The organism is Parageobacillus sp. NEAU-HV-2, assembly GCF_059115485.1.
Genome location: NZ_JBXUJJ010000008.1, coordinates 115619 through 132446, shown reverse-complemented (window position 1 = coordinate 132446; position 16828 = coordinate 115619). Strand labels below are relative to the sequence as shown.

General features: G+C 44.7%; 19 protein-coding genes. 1 reads left to right on the top strand and 18 read right to left on the bottom strand.

Annotated elements, in window-relative coordinates:
- Positions 1-5: 5 nt before the first annotated feature.
- The 14 genes from hepT to AC1WMD_RS13725 form a co-directional block, all read right to left on the bottom strand.
- The gene (gene hepT / locus AC1WMD_RS13790; RefSeq protein ID WP_043905266.1) at positions 6-971 is read right to left on the bottom strand and encodes a heptaprenyl diphosphate synthase component II; all 966 of its coding nucleotides are present in this window, start codon (positions 969-971) and stop codon (positions 6-8) included.
- Between the two features lie 17 nt (positions 972-988).
- Entirely contained in the window at positions 989-1693 is a 705-nt protein-coding gene (gene menG / locus AC1WMD_RS13785) for a demethylmenaquinone methyltransferase (RefSeq protein WP_494257627.1), read from the bottom strand.
- A 4-nt stretch (positions 1694-1697) separates the two neighbouring features.
- Complete coding sequence (locus tag AC1WMD_RS13780) at positions 1698-2504, bottom strand: heptaprenyl diphosphate synthase component 1 (RefSeq protein ID WP_494257626.1); 807 nt, start codon at positions 2502-2504, stop codon at positions 1698-1700.
- Between the two features lie 93 nt (positions 2505-2597).
- Positions 2598-2822 carry a trp RNA-binding attenuation protein MtrB gene (gene mtrB, locus AC1WMD_RS13775; protein ID WP_043905268.1) on the bottom strand — a complete coding sequence of 75 codons (225 nt, stop codon included), beginning with the start codon at positions 2820-2822 and terminating at the stop codon, positions 2598-2600.
- 36 nt (positions 2823-2858) lie between these two features.
- Positions 2859-3425: a GTP cyclohydrolase I FolE gene (gene folE, locus AC1WMD_RS13770; RefSeq protein WP_043905269.1), complete on the bottom strand. Its 567-nt coding sequence runs from the start codon at positions 3423-3425 to the stop codon at positions 2859-2861.
- 126 nt (positions 3426-3551) lie between these two features.
- Positions 3552-3824, bottom strand: a complete 273-nt coding sequence (hbs, locus tag AC1WMD_RS13765) for a non-specific DNA-binding protein Hbs (RefSeq protein ID WP_017436779.1) — start codon at positions 3822-3824, stop codon at positions 3552-3554.
- Positions 3825-4299: 475 nt separating this feature from the next.
- The gene (spoIVA, locus tag AC1WMD_RS13760; protein ID WP_494257624.1) at positions 4300-5778 is read right to left on the bottom strand and encodes a stage IV sporulation protein A; all 1479 of its coding nucleotides are present in this window, start codon (positions 5776-5778) and stop codon (positions 4300-4302) included.
- A gap of 163 nt (positions 5779-5941) precedes the next feature.
- Entirely contained in the window at positions 5942-6664 is a 723-nt protein-coding gene (locus tag AC1WMD_RS13755) for a YphF family lipoprotein (protein WP_043905271.1), read from the bottom strand.
- A gap of 27 nt (positions 6665-6691) precedes the next feature.
- Positions 6692-6895: a DUF2768 domain-containing protein gene (locus AC1WMD_RS13750; protein ID WP_043905272.1), complete on the bottom strand. Its 204-nt coding sequence runs from the start codon at positions 6893-6895 to the stop codon at positions 6692-6694.
- A gap of 220 nt (positions 6896-7115) precedes the next feature.
- Positions 7116-8159 carry an NAD(P)H-dependent glycerol-3-phosphate dehydrogenase gene (locus AC1WMD_RS13745; protein ID WP_043905273.1) on the bottom strand — a complete coding sequence of 348 codons (1044 nt, stop codon included), beginning with the start codon at positions 8157-8159 and terminating at the stop codon, positions 7116-7118.
- 600 nt (positions 8160-8759) lie between these two features.
- The gene (gene der, locus AC1WMD_RS13740; RefSeq protein ID WP_494257622.1) at positions 8760-10070 is read right to left on the bottom strand and encodes a ribosome biogenesis GTPase Der; all 1311 of its coding nucleotides are present in this window, start codon (positions 10068-10070) and stop codon (positions 8760-8762) included.
- Positions 10071-10176: 106 nt separating this feature from the next.
- Positions 10177-10362, bottom strand: coding sequence for a capping complex subunit for YIEGIA (locus AC1WMD_RS13735; RefSeq protein WP_043905276.1), 186 nt, complete (start codon positions 10360-10362; stop codon positions 10177-10179).
- 5 nt (positions 10363-10367) lie between these two features.
- Positions 10368-11255, bottom strand: a complete 888-nt coding sequence (locus AC1WMD_RS13730; RefSeq protein WP_043905277.1) for a YIEGIA family protein — start codon at positions 11253-11255, stop codon at positions 10368-10370.
- Positions 11252-11848, bottom strand: a complete 597-nt coding sequence (locus AC1WMD_RS13725) for a YphA family membrane protein (RefSeq protein WP_494257620.1) — start codon at positions 11846-11848, stop codon at positions 11252-11254. Before AC1WMD_RS13725 ends, AC1WMD_RS13730 begins: the two co-directional genes overlap by 4 nt.
- A gap of 122 nt (positions 11849-11970) precedes the next feature.
- Here AC1WMD_RS13725 and AC1WMD_RS13720 point away from each other — a divergent pair, with 122 nt between their 5' ends.
- Complete coding sequence (locus AC1WMD_RS13720) at positions 11971-12105, top strand: YpzI family protein (RefSeq protein ID WP_494257619.1); 135 nt, start codon at positions 11971-11973, stop codon at positions 12103-12105.
- 358 nt (positions 12106-12463) lie between these two features.
- Here the strand turns inward: AC1WMD_RS13720 and AC1WMD_RS13715 are convergent, their stop codons facing one another.
- From AC1WMD_RS13715 to AC1WMD_RS13700, 4 genes are read right to left on the bottom strand one after another with little or no spacing between them, the layout of a single operon-like run.
- Positions 12464-12691: a hypothetical protein gene (locus tag AC1WMD_RS13715; protein ID WP_043905279.1), complete on the bottom strand. Its 228-nt coding sequence runs from the start codon at positions 12689-12691 to the stop codon at positions 12464-12466.
- Positions 12691-13893: a Ger(x)C family spore germination protein gene (locus tag AC1WMD_RS13710; RefSeq protein WP_494257617.1), complete on the bottom strand. Its 1203-nt coding sequence runs from the start codon at positions 13891-13893 to the stop codon at positions 12691-12693. The genes AC1WMD_RS13715 and AC1WMD_RS13710 overlap by 1 nt, the downstream gene beginning before the upstream one ends.
- 34 nt (positions 13894-13927) lie before the next feature.
- Positions 13928-15031, bottom strand: a complete 1104-nt coding sequence (locus AC1WMD_RS13705) for a GerAB/ArcD/ProY family transporter (protein ID WP_494257688.1) — start codon at positions 15029-15031, stop codon at positions 13928-13930.
- A gap of 2 nt (positions 15032-15033) precedes the next feature.
- Complete coding sequence (locus AC1WMD_RS13700) at positions 15034-16650, bottom strand: spore germination protein (RefSeq protein ID WP_494257616.1); 1617 nt, start codon at positions 16648-16650, stop codon at positions 15034-15036.
- Between the last annotated feature and the right edge of the window lie 178 nt (positions 16651-16828).

The window sequence follows — 16828 nt, the reverse complement described above, 5'->3', positions numbered from 1 at the left end:
AAGCGCTAAAAATCCCTTTTTCCGATATACATCGCAATATCATATAATGTGGAACGCGCTTTATTGTTTGGCAGCGTTTCTAATACGAGCAGCGCTTTTTGCAAATACCGGTCGCTCAGCACATACGATTTTTCAATCGCATCCGTTTGTTTAATTAGCGCAATAATTTCCTTCATTTCTTCCGCCGTTGTTTCCGGGCGTACCACGGTTGTAATTTTAGCTTTCAGCTGCTCATTTTCCATGGCAAACAAAACAGGCAGCGTTACATTTCCTTGCAATAAATCGCTCCCCGCCGGTTTGCCGAGCTGCGCTTCCGTTCCGGTAAAATCAAGAATGTCATCGGTGATTTGAAACGACATGCCAACGTAATACCCGAATAAGTAAAGACGCTCCGCCACCTCTCTCGGCGCGTCGGCCGCAATCGCGCCAAGCTGGCAGCTGGCGGCAATCAACAGCGCGGTTTTGCGTCTAATGCGCCGCAAATAGCAACGTAAATTTTGCTCAAAGCGATATTTATCTTTAATTTGTTCAATTTCCCCTCGGCACACTTCCACGATTGTATTCGCCAACACTTGATGGGCAAGCGGATTATCGAGGCGTGTCATCCTCTCAAGAGAACGGGCAAACATATAGTCGCCGGTATACATGGCAAAACGGTTGCTCCATTTGGCTTTAATCGTCTGTCTGCCCCGGCGCAGCTCGGCATCGTCAATCACATCATCATGCACAAGGGAAGCCATGTGAATGAGCTCTAACGCTACCGCCACATGCTTAATGCGCTCGATATCATAATTGCCAAATTTGGCGGCAAGCAATACAAAAACGGGACGGATCCGCTTTCCGCCCGCCTGCAATAAATGCAGCGCCGCCTCGCTAAGCTGCGCATACTCGGACTGGATTGTTTGTTCTAACTCTTTTTCCACTTTGCGTAAATCTGCATTCAAAAATGAATACATCGCCTTTAACTTCATGATGTTCACCTTAACTATTATCGTTTATAACCTAAGTGCATCGCGGCAACGCCAAAGGTGTACGGCTTCACTTCGATATCGACAAAACCGGCTTCGCGAAACATTTGCGCCAGCTCATCTCTGCCCGGAAAATCGCGAGCCGATTCTTGAAGCCACGAGTATTCTTCATAACTTTTCGCAAATAATTTTCCGAATAAAGGCATAATAAAGCGAAAGTAAAAATAATATAACTGACGAAAGCCGATTAGCGTCGGCTGCGATGTTTCGAGACAAACGACCTTTCCGCCCGGCTTTGCGACGCGGTACATTTCTTTTAGCACGGTCATATAGTCAGGCACATTGCGCAGCCCAAAGCCGATCGTCACATAGTCAAACGTATTATCAGGAAACGGCAAATTCATCGCATTGCCGTGAATAAGCTTGACGTTCGTCAACTGCCGCTCTTTTACCTTTTGTTCCCCTACTTTTAACATGTTTTGGCTGAAATCAAGCCCATATACTTCACCGCTTGGACCGACCGCTTCGGCGAGCGCAATCGTCCAATCAGCTGTGCCGCAGCAAACATCGAGCGCTTTTTTTCCTTTTTGGACATTCATCCGCTTCATCGTATCTTCCCGCCATTTCAGATGGCGCCGGAAGCTAATGACCGAATTCATGCGGTCATAGTGTTGATAAATTTTTTCAAACACATGGTGAACTCGTTCTTCTTTCGATTGATGCATACTTCTACCCTTCTTCCACCGTCTTTTTCGCGATGGCTGAAAAACCGCCGGTAAGCTCAGAAATGCGGATTTGCAACATCTCATTGACTTGTAATTTCGCGTTTAACAACGCCTCTTTGCAATGGTCGATATATCGATTGCAAATATGGAGCAAATATTGCTTCTGCTCTTTCGTGACCGTTTTGGATTTTGGAAAGATAATGTTTTCCATTTGTTCAAACAAAACGGAAGAACCGGAACGAACGAACATCTCTTTTTCCAAGTTTAATCGTCTTAACAGCAAATAATAATAAGAAAATTTTCCCCATACAGGAGTGGAAAAATGGGCGGCCATTTTGCAAATTAATGCGGATTCAATCGTTCCGACGCTGTCAAATAACGCTTCAATCCGCTCAATATCCTTTTGATACAATCGGACTTTATGTTCGTTGATATCGCGAATCGCCTCCGCAAAGAGACGAATGAGCGGAATTTCATTCAACTTCGCTAAATAATCGTAATATAAACCGCTGTATAAGTCGCCGGCAAGGACAACTAATTGCTGCGTTTTTAAATCATCTTCCTCGGAAACAGAATTTGTTACTTCATCATGGGTATCAAGGGCGATTTGCACAAGCATCATCGGAATAATATAGTGATCGACTTTCTCTGGAGCAATGGCTGCATCTTCCAAAACGGATAAGGATAACAAAATGCGGTCTTCATCGATTTGTCTCGCTGGTATATGCTCGAACAAATAAGAATGATGGAGAAAGCGTTCGATTTGTTCTTTTAATAATGCGATTTTTTTCATGATGTGTTTCAAAATCATCACCCTTGTCCCACAAAAATTTGCATACAATACAACGGAGTAATTATACCATAATTTTTTTGTAAACGCTCTAGTTTCATAAAAATAGTACAATTACTTTTTCCCTTCTGACTCAATTTCACCGTGTCTTGTTTGAATATACGCCTTTCCTCTCACTTTAATCGCCGATGTATGCTCCGTAAATTGAGCAATCAACACTTCGCCTTTATCGAGCTTTTCCGAATGATGAAAACGTGTATCCGCTCCTCTTGTTAATCCGATGACATTCACTCCGTCCTCTAGCGCTTTAATAACTACATAATCGCTATTTACGTGCATCATTCTCTCCTCCTTTTTTAAAAGGATTTGCATTTTTTATGCTTTTATGAGGGATAACACTTCGGCCCGGGCGTTTTGATCGGTTGCAAACACGCCGCGCACCGCCGTGGTCACTGTTTTCGCTCCCGGTTTTTTTACGCCGCGCATCGTCATGCACATATGTTCCGCTTCGACAACGACCATCACGCCGTGGGGATCGAGCGCTTCTACAATCGAATCGGCCACTGTCGCCGTAATGCGTTCTTGCAATTGCGGGCGGCGCGCGACCGCCTCGACTGCCCGTGCCAGTTTGCTTAATCCTGTCACTTTCCCTTCACGAGGAATGTAGGCGACATGGGCAACGCCGAAAAACGGGACTAAATGATGCTCGCACATTGAATAAAACGGAATATCTTTCACAAGCACAAGCTCTTCATGGTCTTCGCTAAACACTGTTTGAAAATGTTCCTTCGGATCTTCGTGCAATCCCGCAAATACTTCGGCATACATTCTCGCAACCCGCTTTGGCGTGTCGATCAGTCCTTCGCGATTGGGATCTTCGCCAATCGCTTCTAAAATTAACCGAACGGCATATTCGATTTGTTCATAATTCACATGTGACATACAAGCAACATCCTCCTGCATCATAAAAGCTGAATGTAATCCGATTCTAGCATAGATAACGAAAAAAAAGCAAAAAAGAAGGGCAGCGCGTCGCTTACCCTTCCTTCTAAGCTCCTTTATGTAAGCTTATTTTACAGCATCTTTAAGAGCTTTACCTGGTTTGAATGCAGGAACTTTGCTCGCAGGGATTTCCATTTCCTCCCCTGTTTGTGGGTTGCGCCCTTTACGAGCTGCGCGCTCGCGCACTTCAAAGTTCCCGAAACCGATTAATTGGACTTTATCGCCTTTTCTTAGCGCTTCTGTAATAGATTCAAATACAGCGTCTACCGCTTTTGTTGCATCTTTTTTGGAAAGACCGCTAGTTTCAGCAACTGCGTTAATTAATTCTGTCTTATTCATGCCACTCACCTCCTCCCAAGAGGATTGTTAAAATTACTTGCTTAATACCATTTCTTCACACTTTCGTGCATTTCTATACGTATAAAATGTGGTGACATGCCTAATATTAACCAATTTATCGATATAATTCAACATATTTTTCTGCAAATCGATAAAATTTAAGTATATTTCACCAAAAAACTTTGGAAATCGGCACGTTCGAATAAAAGAGTTTTTCTGCTCCTTCGCGTAGACATTCTTGTTCCGCTAGACTTTCATAGGGTGTTTCTCGTTCTTTGGCTTGGTTCAAAAGCAGTTCCGCTTCATCCCGATGACTTCCGGCACAGGCTTTCGTTGCCAATGAATAGCAACTTTTTCTGATAAAAGATTACCATATGCGTCATAGGTTATCAAGATAAAATCCTTGTTTTTTAAGGGTTTCTATTCATTTGCACCACCTGTCGACAAAAAAAAGACTCCAAACATGGAGTCCTTTTTATAGAATAATGGCAATTAAACCACCGGAGCCTTCGTTAATGATGCGCTCTAGCGTTTCTTTTAGTTTATAACGGGCATTTTCCGGCATCAGCGCTAGTTTTGCCTGAATTCCTTCGCGGACAATCGAGCTGAGTGATCGTCCGAAAATATCGGAATTCCAAATCGAGAGTGGGTCGTCTTCAAAATCTTGCATTAAATAGCGGACGAGTTCTTCGCTTTGTTTTTCCGTGCCGATGATTGGTGCAAATTCCGATTCGACATCTACTTTAATCATATGAATCGACGGAGCAACCGCTTTTAAACGGACGCCGAAGCGGGAACCCTGGCGAATGATTTCCGGCTCGTCTAAGCTCATATCGGAAAGCGCCGGCGCCGCAATGCCATAGCCGGTTTGTTTCACCATTCTTAATGCATCGGCAATTTGGTCATATTCCGCTTTTGCATGGGCAAAGTCCTGCATCAGCTGCAATAAATGATCTTTTCCGCGAATTTCCACGCCAACAATTTCTTTTAAAATTTGATCATACAATTCATCCGGCGCGTATAAATCGATTTCGGCAATTCCTTGCCCCATTTCAATGCCGGCAAGGCTTGCTTTTTCAATAAAATCATATTCGCTAAACTGCTGCACAACTCTGTCGACATCGCGCAGCCGTTTAATGTCTTTTACTGTATCGCGCACGGCTTCTTGATAGCTTTCGCGAAGCCAATGATCTTCGCGGAGCACCATGACCCAGCTCGGTAAGTTCACATTCACTTCTAATACCGGAAATTCATATAATGCTTCACGAAGCACGTTATACACATCGGCTTCTCGCATGCTTTCGACGCTCATTGCCAGCACTGGAATATCGTATTTTTCCACCAGCTCGCGGCGGAGCGCTTCCGTTTCCGGATGGTGCGGGCGTACGGTGTTAACAATCATAATAAACGGTTTGCCAACTTCTTTTAATTCGTTAATGACACGCTCTTCCGCTTCGATATAATCTTGGCGCGGAATCTCGCCGATCGTGCCGTCCGTCGTAATAACAACACCGATCGTCGAATGTTCTTGAATGACTTTTCTTGTGCCGATTTCCGCCGCCTCCTGGAACGGAATCGGTTCCTCATACCATGGCGTATGGATCATGCGCGGGCCGTTTTCATCTTCATACCCTTTTGCACCAGGGACAGCATAGCCAACGCAGTCCACAAGGCGGATATTTACTTCCAATCCTTCATCGACTTTTACGGTCACCGCTTGATTTGGCACAAATTTCGGCTCGGTGGTCATAATTGTTTTCCCCGCGGCGCTTTGCGGCAATTCATCTTGCGCACGCGCTTTATCTGCTTCATTTTTAATATTTGGGATGACGACAAGCTCCATAAATCTTTTTATGAAAGTCGATTTGCCGGTTCGGACCGCACCGACTACTCCTAAATAAATATCGCCACCTGTCCGTTCGGCGATATCTTTAAAAATATCGACTTTTTCCAAATGACTCCCCTCCAGTCTTTGGGTCGTTATCATAAACAACCAAATTTTTTGCTAGTATTGTAGGACACTATATGAATATGATGTTGTCCTATTCATTTATGACTAAAATGGATATAAAAAATCCCTTCTCTAGAATGTATTTTTCTAGAGAAGGGTTCATGACTCATTTCGTTAAAAAAATTGGTTCCTTCGTTTGTGCGTCAATCGTATATGGAAGGGAGTAGGCGGGCACGAATAACGAATGCTTCACTAATATGTCGCGAATATCTTCGCCCGGACGGTAATGATGTTTCTCTTTTTTTAATGCATTATATAAGTCGATGCGATAATCGATATAAATTTCCCCGCTCCCATCGATGACAAACGGCAAATTGTTGCCGGAAAACGGGCTGACCGCATACGGTGGTTCTTTATAACCGAGTTTTTTATAATCGAGCGTGAACACTCCCGGTGCGATCACTTCCTTAAACGGCGGATATCGATGGTTGTCTTGATACATTTGCAAGCGCAGCTTTAAATCACGAATCCGTTCGGCCATACGCAAGTCTAGCAATTTCACGGTTGGGTTCTTTTCCGCATCGACAATGACATATTGGAAAACACCGCCGCTTTCATAAGCGTTTCCCGGTGGTTCCTGCATATAGCGGGGGATTAGCTTGCTGAAATCAATCGGATACTTCTGGTAAATTGGTGTTTTCATATCGCGTGTTTTAATCGGCAAAAGCCCCCCTGTTGCTTTACGGTACTGGTTTACTGCTGATTGTACCACCGCAACTTGATCTTCATACGGAATTTGATTTTGTTTAAGACGCTCTTTTGGGTATAAACAACCGGAAAGGGATAATACGATCAGACATGAAGCAATACAACGAATGATCCATCTCATTTACGATCCATCCTTTAACTGCAACTGTTATTCTGGTGTAGGGCCGCTAAAGACGACAAAAATAATAATAATTCCCGCTAAGATCATCAAAATATAGGCGATGAATGCCAAAATAAAGCGGATGATCTTGTTTTTTGCTTTGTAGCGGCTAATGTAAATAGAAGCGACGGAAATAAACATAAATACCATGGATGTAATGGCAATCCACATTTTCGCTAAAGCTGGCGACATCCGTTTTTCCTCCTTTTTCGACACTTATTATAACAGCAAATGTATTTCATTGCACCTAAGTCTGTTTTCTCCGTCATGCAAAAAAAAACTGAAGTAAAGCGGGGCTTTCTTTACTTCAGTTTAACTGTAAATACCCTTTATCCGGAAGCTCAAGTCTATAATTGTTCGTGATATTGTATGCAGAGCGCAAACAACTTGTATCATCGAACGCCTATTTTCTTCACTTTTCCTGTTGCGGTTCTGTAAGAATATTCATTAAATCGTCAAGTTCTTGCGTCTTTCCGCGCGACATTAATGAATCTACCGCGTCTTTTGGATCTTTTCCGTCAAATAGCACTTCGTAAAGCACTTCCGTAATCGGCATTTTTACCCCAAGCTTTTTGGCCAGCTGATAGGCTGCTTTCGTTGTTCTGACCCCTTCTACGACCATTCCCATGCTTTCAAGCACTTCATCCAGCTTTTTTCCTTTTCCTAACATATGGCCAGCACGCCAATTTCGTGAATGAACGCTCGTACAGGTGACAATTAAGTCACCGACACCTGTTAATCCGGCAAACGTCAGCGGATTAGCGCCAAGTGCGCAGCCTAAGCGGGCAATTTCTGCCAGACCTCTTGTCATAAGCGCCGCTTTTGCATTATCCCCATATCCTAATCCGTCCGTAATGCCGGCCGCTAGCGCGATAATATTTTTCAGCGCCCCGCCCAGTTCGACTCCGATTAAATCAGGGTTTGTATAAACGCGGAAATATTGGTGATTCATAAACAAATCTTGAATGCGCTCCGCCGCTTCCATATTTTTCGCGGAAACGGTTACCGTCGTCGGGTGGCGCAGGCTTACTTCCTCGGCATGGCTCGGACCGGATAAAACGACAACATCTTTTAAGAGCTCGCCCATTTCTTCTTCGACAATTTCGGAAACACGCTTATGTGTGTCCGGTTCGATTCCTTTACTGACAGAAACGATCGTAATCGGTTCATGGATGCAATCGCGCACTTTCCGCAGCACTTCGCGAATCGCCTTTGTCGGCACAGCCAGTACCACGGTTTGAATACGGTCTAACGCCTGGCTAAGATCCGTATAGCCAACGATTCCTTCCGGCAGTTGAATGCCAGGCAAATATTTTTCGTTCGTTCGCTTTTGATTTATTTCTTCAATTTGTTCCGCACGTTGTCCCCATAGCCGGACTTGATGCCCATTATCGGCAAGGACCAGCGCAAGCGCTGTCCCCCAGCTTCCTGCTCCTAGCACTGCAATTTGCTCCACTATTCTCACTTCCTTTTATCCAAAGATCTGTCATCTATCGCGGCACCTCCGCACCGCTGCGGCGGCGACACATTGAGTTAACTTCTCTGAGTAACCCACGCAAGACCAAACTTTGTTTGGTCTGAGCCTCCTCGCGGGCCCTCCAGCGCGTTTCGCCGATGAGCAGGCGCCCTCCGCTTTTCTTATTGTCTAGCTCCGGGCGCCATCGGCTCGCGTCGCTTCGGCCCCGCTGCGGCGGCAACAGCCTCCTCGCGGGTCCTCCAGCGCGTTTCGCCGATGAGCAGGCGCCCTCCGCTTTTCTCTCTTGTCTAGCTTCGGCGGCTAGCTCCCTTGTGCGAAATAACCTCCGCCCTTGAAGTGCAAGCACTTCCGCGGGCGGAGAACATTTCGCTTCGGGGGAGCCAGGATGGCGACATTTCGCCGTTGCCCGCAGGACGCGGGCCGCTTTTAGGCGAAATTGGGCCGCCTTCGCTTTTCTTATTGTCCAGCTCCAGCGCCTAGCCTTCTTCTGCCAAATAACCTTCGCCCTCGGGGTGACAAGCACCCCTGCAGGCGAAGAACATTTGGCTTCGAAGGCTGAACGCGGCGCTTCCGCTTTTCTTATTTCCTTGGTCTGGCGATGATTTTGATCGGCGTGCCTTCAAAGCCGAACGCGTCGCGGATGCGGTTTTCTAAAAAGCGTTCGTAGGAGAAATGCATTAGTTCCGGGTCATTGACAAAAACGACAAACGTTGGCGGTTTTACAGCCACTTGCGTCATGTAATAAATTTTTAAGCGCCGCCCGTTATACGTTGGGGTTGGATTCATCGCCACGGCATCCATAATCACTTCGTTCAGCACATTTGTTTGCACGCGCAGCGCATGATTTTCGCTCACCATGCGGACAAGCGGCAACAGTTTATGCAGACGCTGCTTTGTTTTTGCCGAAACGAAAAGGACTGGCGCATAGTCCAAAAATGGAAAGTGGTTGCGAATTTTCCGCTCAAATTCGATCAACGTTTTGTCATCTTTTTCAATGGCGTCCCATTTATTGACGACAATAATGACACCGCGTCCTGCTTCATGAGCGTATCCGGCAATCTTTTTATCTTGTTCGATAATGCCTTCTTCCGCGTTTAAGACGACAAGAACGACATCCGAACGTTCAATCGCTTTCAGCGCGCGTAACACGCTATATTTTTCGGTATTTTCATAAATTTTTCCTCTTTTTCTCATTCCTGCTGTGTCAATAATAACATATTCCTGTCCGTCCCTCACAAACGTTGTATCGACAGCATCACGCGTCGTACCGGCAATATCGCTGACAATGACGCGCTCTTCTCCTAAAATGGCATTAACAAGGGACGATTTGCCAACGTTCGGTCTCCCGATTAAACAAAACTTAATCACATCTTCCTCATATTCTTCTTGACCTCGTTTCGGGAAATGGCGGACGACCGCATCCAACAAATCGCCAAGCCCTGTTCCATGCGAGCCGGAAATTGGGTATGGGTCGCCAAATCCAAGCGCATAAAAATCATAAATCAAGTCGCGCATTTCCGGGTTATCAATTTTATTGACGGCGAGAACGACCGGCTTGTTCGAACGATGCAAAATTTTCGCTACTTCCTCATCCGCAGCCGTAACACCGTCGCGGCCGTTTGTCATAAAAATAATGACGTCCGCTTCATCGATCGCGATTTCTGCCTGTTGGCGAATTTGCACTAAAAGCGGCTCATCGCCAATATCGATTCCGCCTGTATCAATCAAGTAAAATTGATGATTCAGCCATTCTGCACTGCTGTAAATTCTGTCGCGAGTTACCCCGGGCACATCCTCGACGATGGAAATACGTTCACCGACAATGCGGTTAAAAATCGTTGATTTTCCGACATTCGGACGGCCAACAATGGCCACGACTGGATTGGTCATGCTATCACCCTTTCTTTACGTATCGCGACGGTAAAAAACGCCCTTTTCCAAAGGGCATGGCTACAACTGTTTTATTTTATCAAAAACACCATCTCCCAACAATCATCTAATGTTTGACGATAATAAGCAATTCTTCGGTAAGCTCATGGGCAATGCCATCCAGAATCGCTTCTAAGTTGGCGGCTACCTTTTCCATTTCCTCCTTCGTTTCACAAATAAAAACCGGTGCTCCGCCCGCCACTTTTTGCTGATTAGTTGTAATCACCGCTAAAATCATTTTTTCGTGTGTCATCCGTTTTATTCTCCCCTTTGGATAAACCGACGTTTTTTAGGCATGCGGATTGCGTTTTCCAATATCGGCACGTTTTCAATAACCGCTTTTGCCTTTTCAACGTCATTGGTTTGCGGCAAAATAAAAACGCCAACCCGTCCATCATTCAAATCCCGTTTCGCTAGCGGAACAAGCGCTGGCGTCCCTGAATCGCGATACACACCGAGCGCAGTAGAGACATCATGCAAAATCGCCTGCCGCTGCCCTAAATTAGCAATGGTTGTGCGCGCATTAAAATTTTTGGGCTTTAAAATAAATCCCATCCCATACCGTAAAATCTCTTCGCGGCGCGCTTGCAGCCCGATGTTCATAATATAAATGTTATCAACGTATAACCCCGCTCCCTCAAAATGCGGCTTTACATATTCCACCTCCGCGATATCTTTCAAGCGATTTCCGGTCATAAACCGATGCGCAATGAACAAACAAATCATGCTAACCACCATTGCTGCCCAAACATTCCATATTAAATAAGCAAGCGTGGAACAGAAAGAAGTAAAAATAACTAAATAGTTCCGCCCTTCAAAAACAACAGCAATTCCTTCAATATACGTCTTTCCGCGCGGGACAAGTTCATATTGGTCAAGTTCGTTCAACGTATTGCGCTCCATATTGCGCACTTCGCGAAACTGAGACGCGGCAAGCGCCAAAAAAGTGATCGCTGTAAATTCTTTCTCCATGATAGCTGGTACAGCAACCGTACCGAGACCAGCTGCAATCACACCAAGAGCGATATGAATCGTTCTTCCATGCAAATAGGTCGGATACTGACGGTAGTCCGTCCGCAATAAATAGAGCCGTGTCAGCACCCCGATGACGACTCCGTATATAATTGGAAAAGTATATTCGTTCATGACTGCCTTGTCCCCCTTATTGATTTCTTTCCGTCTATATACACCGGAATGTGATCGACTAGCGCCCAAATAAACATACAGCATGCGCTAAGGGACACCATATCTAAAAAAGAATAAGATCCAATAATATACGAAAATGAAACTTTGTGCGAAATAATAGAATACAACATTTCCCCCTGGCAGCTGCCAATGACTAAACATAGCAAGCGCGATTGAATATTTTCGTAAAATAAAAAACATAGGATGAGTAATATGATTGCCAGCATCCATGTACGATCCATCCATATCCATACAGGATCAAAGAGAACAAGCAGTTGAAAGGATGTGTAGGCAAAAGCAACCGTCAAAGCGGCGATCGCCATGTATAGAAGCTCCCAGCGGCCTTGTTTTGCCACGAAATAACAGGATAAGAAAAAAAGAAAGAGAAAAGAAAGCGTGATGCGGAAACTGCCTATATATAACGATACGGATGAAAGAATAATCGTAATTAAAGCGACCGCTGCTAGCATTGTCCGCCGGGACGTTTTTTTCATAAAAAAAGTAGCGACCACCCATAAGCCCCAGAAAAAAGAATAAAAATAAAGACCTTCCATGTTTTCCACCTCTATTATGTTCATTATTTCATCTTTCATGAAAAAAATTCATTCGCGCATAAGGAAAACAAAAAATAGTTATAGTAAAGAATGACATAGAAGAAGAAAGGAGCGAAAACGAAGTGGGAAAAGACCGGCAAGAAAAAAAATTAAAGCAGTCCAGACGCGTCGAGTCTGACCGTGATCAATCTCTTGAATACAAAGGCGCGACAAGACTCGAAGACCCAAAAGCAGCGAGAGAACGAAATCAGCACTAAGAAAAGCAGAGGGCGCCTGAAGCTAGACAAAGAAGAAAAGCGGAAGCGACGCATTGATCTGCAACACGCGCAGGCGGACTCGGAAGGATGGCATCAAAAAAGCTGACTCCATGATTACAAATCGAGTCAGCTTTTAAAGTGTTGAAAAAACTTTTTCCCAAATGGTTGAAATGAATTTAAGTATTTAGCGTTCTGTTCCCTTCATCGCAGTCAGAGATGAACCTAGATCAGCCCAACCACAAATCTTCCTCTGCACCTTCTATGTTTCATCCGTCATCTCCATAGACAAAGAGCCCGTTTCGGATGATACTGTTGTTCCCTAAGACCAAATACGTGTGGCAGAACAGGAAACCTTCCTTTATTTTTCCATCATTCGCCCAAGAGGTTGATAAATGTAATCAACCATCTGCGTCGGACCCGGAAGATTAGGATTCCATATTAACACAATCGCAAGAATCGTTCCCAGACTTAAAAGTACAATAAAAACGACTTTTTCTTTTTTCTGTGTCCGGTTTATTCGCGGCCACTCGTATAGAAAGATGAGGGCAACCAAAACAAGAGTGCCCAGTATAAAAACAATCTTCATTATTGTTTCACCTCTTGTTCAGGCAATCCTTGCGGAACGGTGCCTATGCCCGGTCTGCGGACGTATGCCTTCGTCTTCACGATCACTTCAACGTCAGGGAAGATTTCCTCCCAACGATCCTTTACCCGGTTCCATTCTCTTGGATATTCTCGGTGGAAAACCTCTGCAAAGCCAAAAATATCAGCCTTCATCTCTTTTTGTACTTTTTTCAATGCGGCTCTAATGAGCTTATTCGTCTCCTTTGCCAATTCTTTTTCGATCATTTTCGTATACTTAGGATTCATTAAGTTCAGTTTCGTTCCGTTTAATATGATATCATCTTCCGCGGTCGCCTTCACGATCATCTTCCACTTGCCTTTCTCATATTTGGGGATGAGTTCGGTATGTGCTCTTATCAACGTGGCCGTAATATTTCCCTTTTCCCCTTTCAGCGTAACCGTGACATTCGCCTGTTTGACCTCATTTCTAAGCCAAAGTACGCCCCGAGTCAATTTATCATTAATATCCCCGATCATTTTATCCTTCTTAAAAATGGCGGAACGTTGGATAAACGCGATCGTTTGCAGATCTTTTTTCCCTTTTTCCGGCGGCAAGATCTTCACCATGGGAAGCGCCGCTGCGCCGGCATCGCCGCTTAGCATTTGCAGAGCGTCTTTTACCGTTACTCGCAATAAAAGTTGCGATTCTGACAATTCCCGCATCACTTCTGACGAGCTTTGCTCGATCGGGGAGAGCAATTCAAGCACACTTTTTGCAGTTCCTTTACTCACTAATACATTGGAACGCAGGCGAGTTTGCGGATTGCGGCTCAGAAAGTCGAGATGCTGGCGAATTCCTGCTTTTGCTGCTTTCTCCCCGAACACGATCACCTTCGTGTGTCCCCAAAAGACACGGCGAGGAAGCTTCTCTTGCAGGTTTGAGATCGCATCAGCCACGGTGACACCTGTTCCCGATTTTACTATCGTTTCACCCCCGCCACCGCCACCATCACCGCCGCCACCCATCATCTGACCTCCTCCACCGATTGCTCTCGGGACGATTAGTTCCACTGTAAGCATGATTTTTCCATCTTTTGTTTGATCAATCCCTAATCCTACGATTAGCGCTAAATCGTTGACTTCCGTCCGGTCCCAACAGCCGCTTAGCAAAATAAGATGAACACAAACGAAAAGAATTTTTGCCGCTTTTTGTAAGATGCCCATTTTTGTTTATCTCCTTTTTCCCCTTGTTTCGTTGCTATCCTGTTAATTTTTGATTATTAGTTCTTTTGCGCCATTTTGCGATGAATAGGAGAAGGAGAGGAAGTACCGTTTGAATCGACAACCGGTAAAACAAGGAAGAACCTCCTAGAAAACGGGTCAACTCCATTAAATTCGGCGCCGACCAGACGGCAAATAACAGCATTAAAAATCCCACGGGAAAAACGATCGGGCGATAATCTGACAAATTCAGCCATTGCGCCGTTCCTAGCACTAAAGCATAATAAAAGACAGCAATCTTCAAAAAAACCCCTGCTACCCAAAGAGTCGCTACCATGGCTTCAAGGTGTTCAAGAAAATCCGCGATGCTAATGTAACGAACGGCGCTCGCCACGGGATAAACAAAACGGTCGGTGATTCCTCCTAGGACGAGAAGGGCGGCAATGTTGATGAAAGATAAAGTCAACATGACCGCAGTGACCGAGATCATGCCCCATTTCTTTCCTTTATTTTGATCGGCTACATAAGGAAGAAGAAAAGCGATAAGAAGAAACTCACTAAACCAGCCTTGCGGGACCAGCGCACCCTTGAGCGAGGGCATTATTCCCTTTTCCATAATCGGAAACATATTCTCTACTTCCATATCCGGGATCAAAAGGATAATAATGATCAATATCATGATAACCACAACAGGTACGGACAATTCCGCAAGCCTGCCTATCACTTCCACTCCGCCGCGGACGGCAAAGGAGCACACTAGGACTATACTTCCCATCACAAAGACTAGTGGAGTATGCAAAAGAAAGTTACCTACAATAAATTCGCCATACTCTCGGATAATAATTCCAGTTATATGCAAATAGAAAAATAAAAAGATCAACCCAACCGCTCTCCCTAGAAATTTGCCGAGAATATCCTCGCTGTACTCGATAAGGGTTTTCTGTGGATAGAGCTGATGCAACCGAACGGCAATATGGACCGTCAAAAAACCGACGAGAGAAGCCCAAAGAGGAGAGAGCCACATATCCTGATTCGCGTGCCGGGCGGTGATCGCGGGAACTAAAAGAATGGCTGTGGCGATAATTGTAGGATACATCATCATCGCCATTTGTGCGGCAGATATTTTTCCTTTCTCGATCATCATCATGATCCTCCTTTTCCTTTACTCGTCTCGTTATCTCCGTGATCAGGATTCGGTTTCTGATCCGGACCTTGCCGCTCGATGTTATTATCCGTTCCCGTTAAATGAGGGCGTGTATTGAACTTCCACCAAGGTGCGCGCAACAACACGTCTTTCATTTCGCCCCCTTGTATTGGAGCCATCGGAGCTAAATAAGGAACGCCGAAAGAACGAAGCGTCGCCATATGAGTAACAATCATAATCAGCCCAAGCATAATCCCGAGAAGCCCTAACGTCCCTGCCAACAAGATCATCGGAAAGCGCAGCATCCTTAATGCCATTCCAGCCGCATAGCGGGGAATGGTAAAAGAGGCAATCCCCGTCAAGGCAACTACCATGATCAGAGGAGAAGAAACAAGGCCTGCTTGGACCGCAGCTTGCCCAATCACCAGCGCACCAACGATACTAACCGCAGAACCCGCTTGTTTAGGAAGCCTCAATCCCGCTTCACGCAGGGCCTCAAATACAATTTCCATGAGCAACGCTTCGACCAGTGCCGGAAAAGGAACCTTCTCCCGAGAAGCAGCGATGGTTACCAAAAGTGTAGTAGGAAGCATTTCCTGATGAAAGGTAAGGAGCGCCACATACAACGACGGCAGCAAAAGAGATATCAAGACAAATATGTAACGCAGCCAGCGGGTTACCGTGCTGATTAAGGATCGTTCGTAGTAATCTTCACTTGATTGCAGAAAAGAATAAAAAGAAACCGGTACAATCAAAACGAAAGGAGTACCGTCTTGAAGAATCGCTACTCGCCCTTCAAGCAGGTTTGCCGCCACCACATCAGGCCGTTCTGTATTCAAGACTTGAGGAAACGGGGAATAAGGATTGTCCTCAATTAACTCTTCAATATAGCTCGTTTCCAAAATGCCGTCTAACTTGATGCGGTTAAGCCGTGCCTCTACTTCTTGGATTAAGTCTTGCTCGGCAATTCCTTCAATATAAGTGATGACTATTTCGGTTTGGGTGTACTCGCCAATTTTCATTGATTTTGTTTTTAGCTTCGGGCTTCTTATTTTTCTGCGCAACAAAGCAAGGTTAGTCCCCAATGATTCGGTGAAGCCCTCCCGCGGCCCCCTTATCACGGCTTCCCCCGTCGGTTCTTCGATGGAACGTTTTTCCCAATTTGACAAACCTAAAGCGAATGCTTCGCTTTGTTGATCGATAAGCAAAACCGGGTTTCCACCAGAGATCTGTTCAATGCAATCTGTAATCGTTTGTACCTTCTTTACCTTGGAAACGGTCAATTTTTGTTCTAGTATATGATTAACATAAATTAGCTGATCGGTATTATTTTCTTTCATCAAAGAAGTGAGTACGCCCGCATCGATTTCTTCGATGTTAGACAAACCGTCGATATAAATAAGAACAGCTTTTGTTTTTCCGCCAATTTTAAATGGGCGAAAAACGACATCCATACAATTTTTATAGATATTTTGCAGTTCTTGTAGATTTTGATCCAAGTCGTTAGAAAGAAAGTCCCGTTGTTGCTGATTTTGACTTTGAATCTGATTTTGGTTTTGCTCTTGCTGGTTCTTTACTACTTGTTTTTTTTTCTTACTTTCTTTGAAAAAAAACATGCAATTCCCTTCTTTCTAACGATAGGCGTTCTCAACCTTTATTTTTTCCATTTTCAAATGAGATAATCATTTTTCTGGCAATAAAGTTTATATAAGCGTATAAAAAGTGGAGGGTTTCTCATTTCTGAGAAAAACCGAATTCAAAGGTGATGGGAAACAGTGACAATAATGAGCTTTT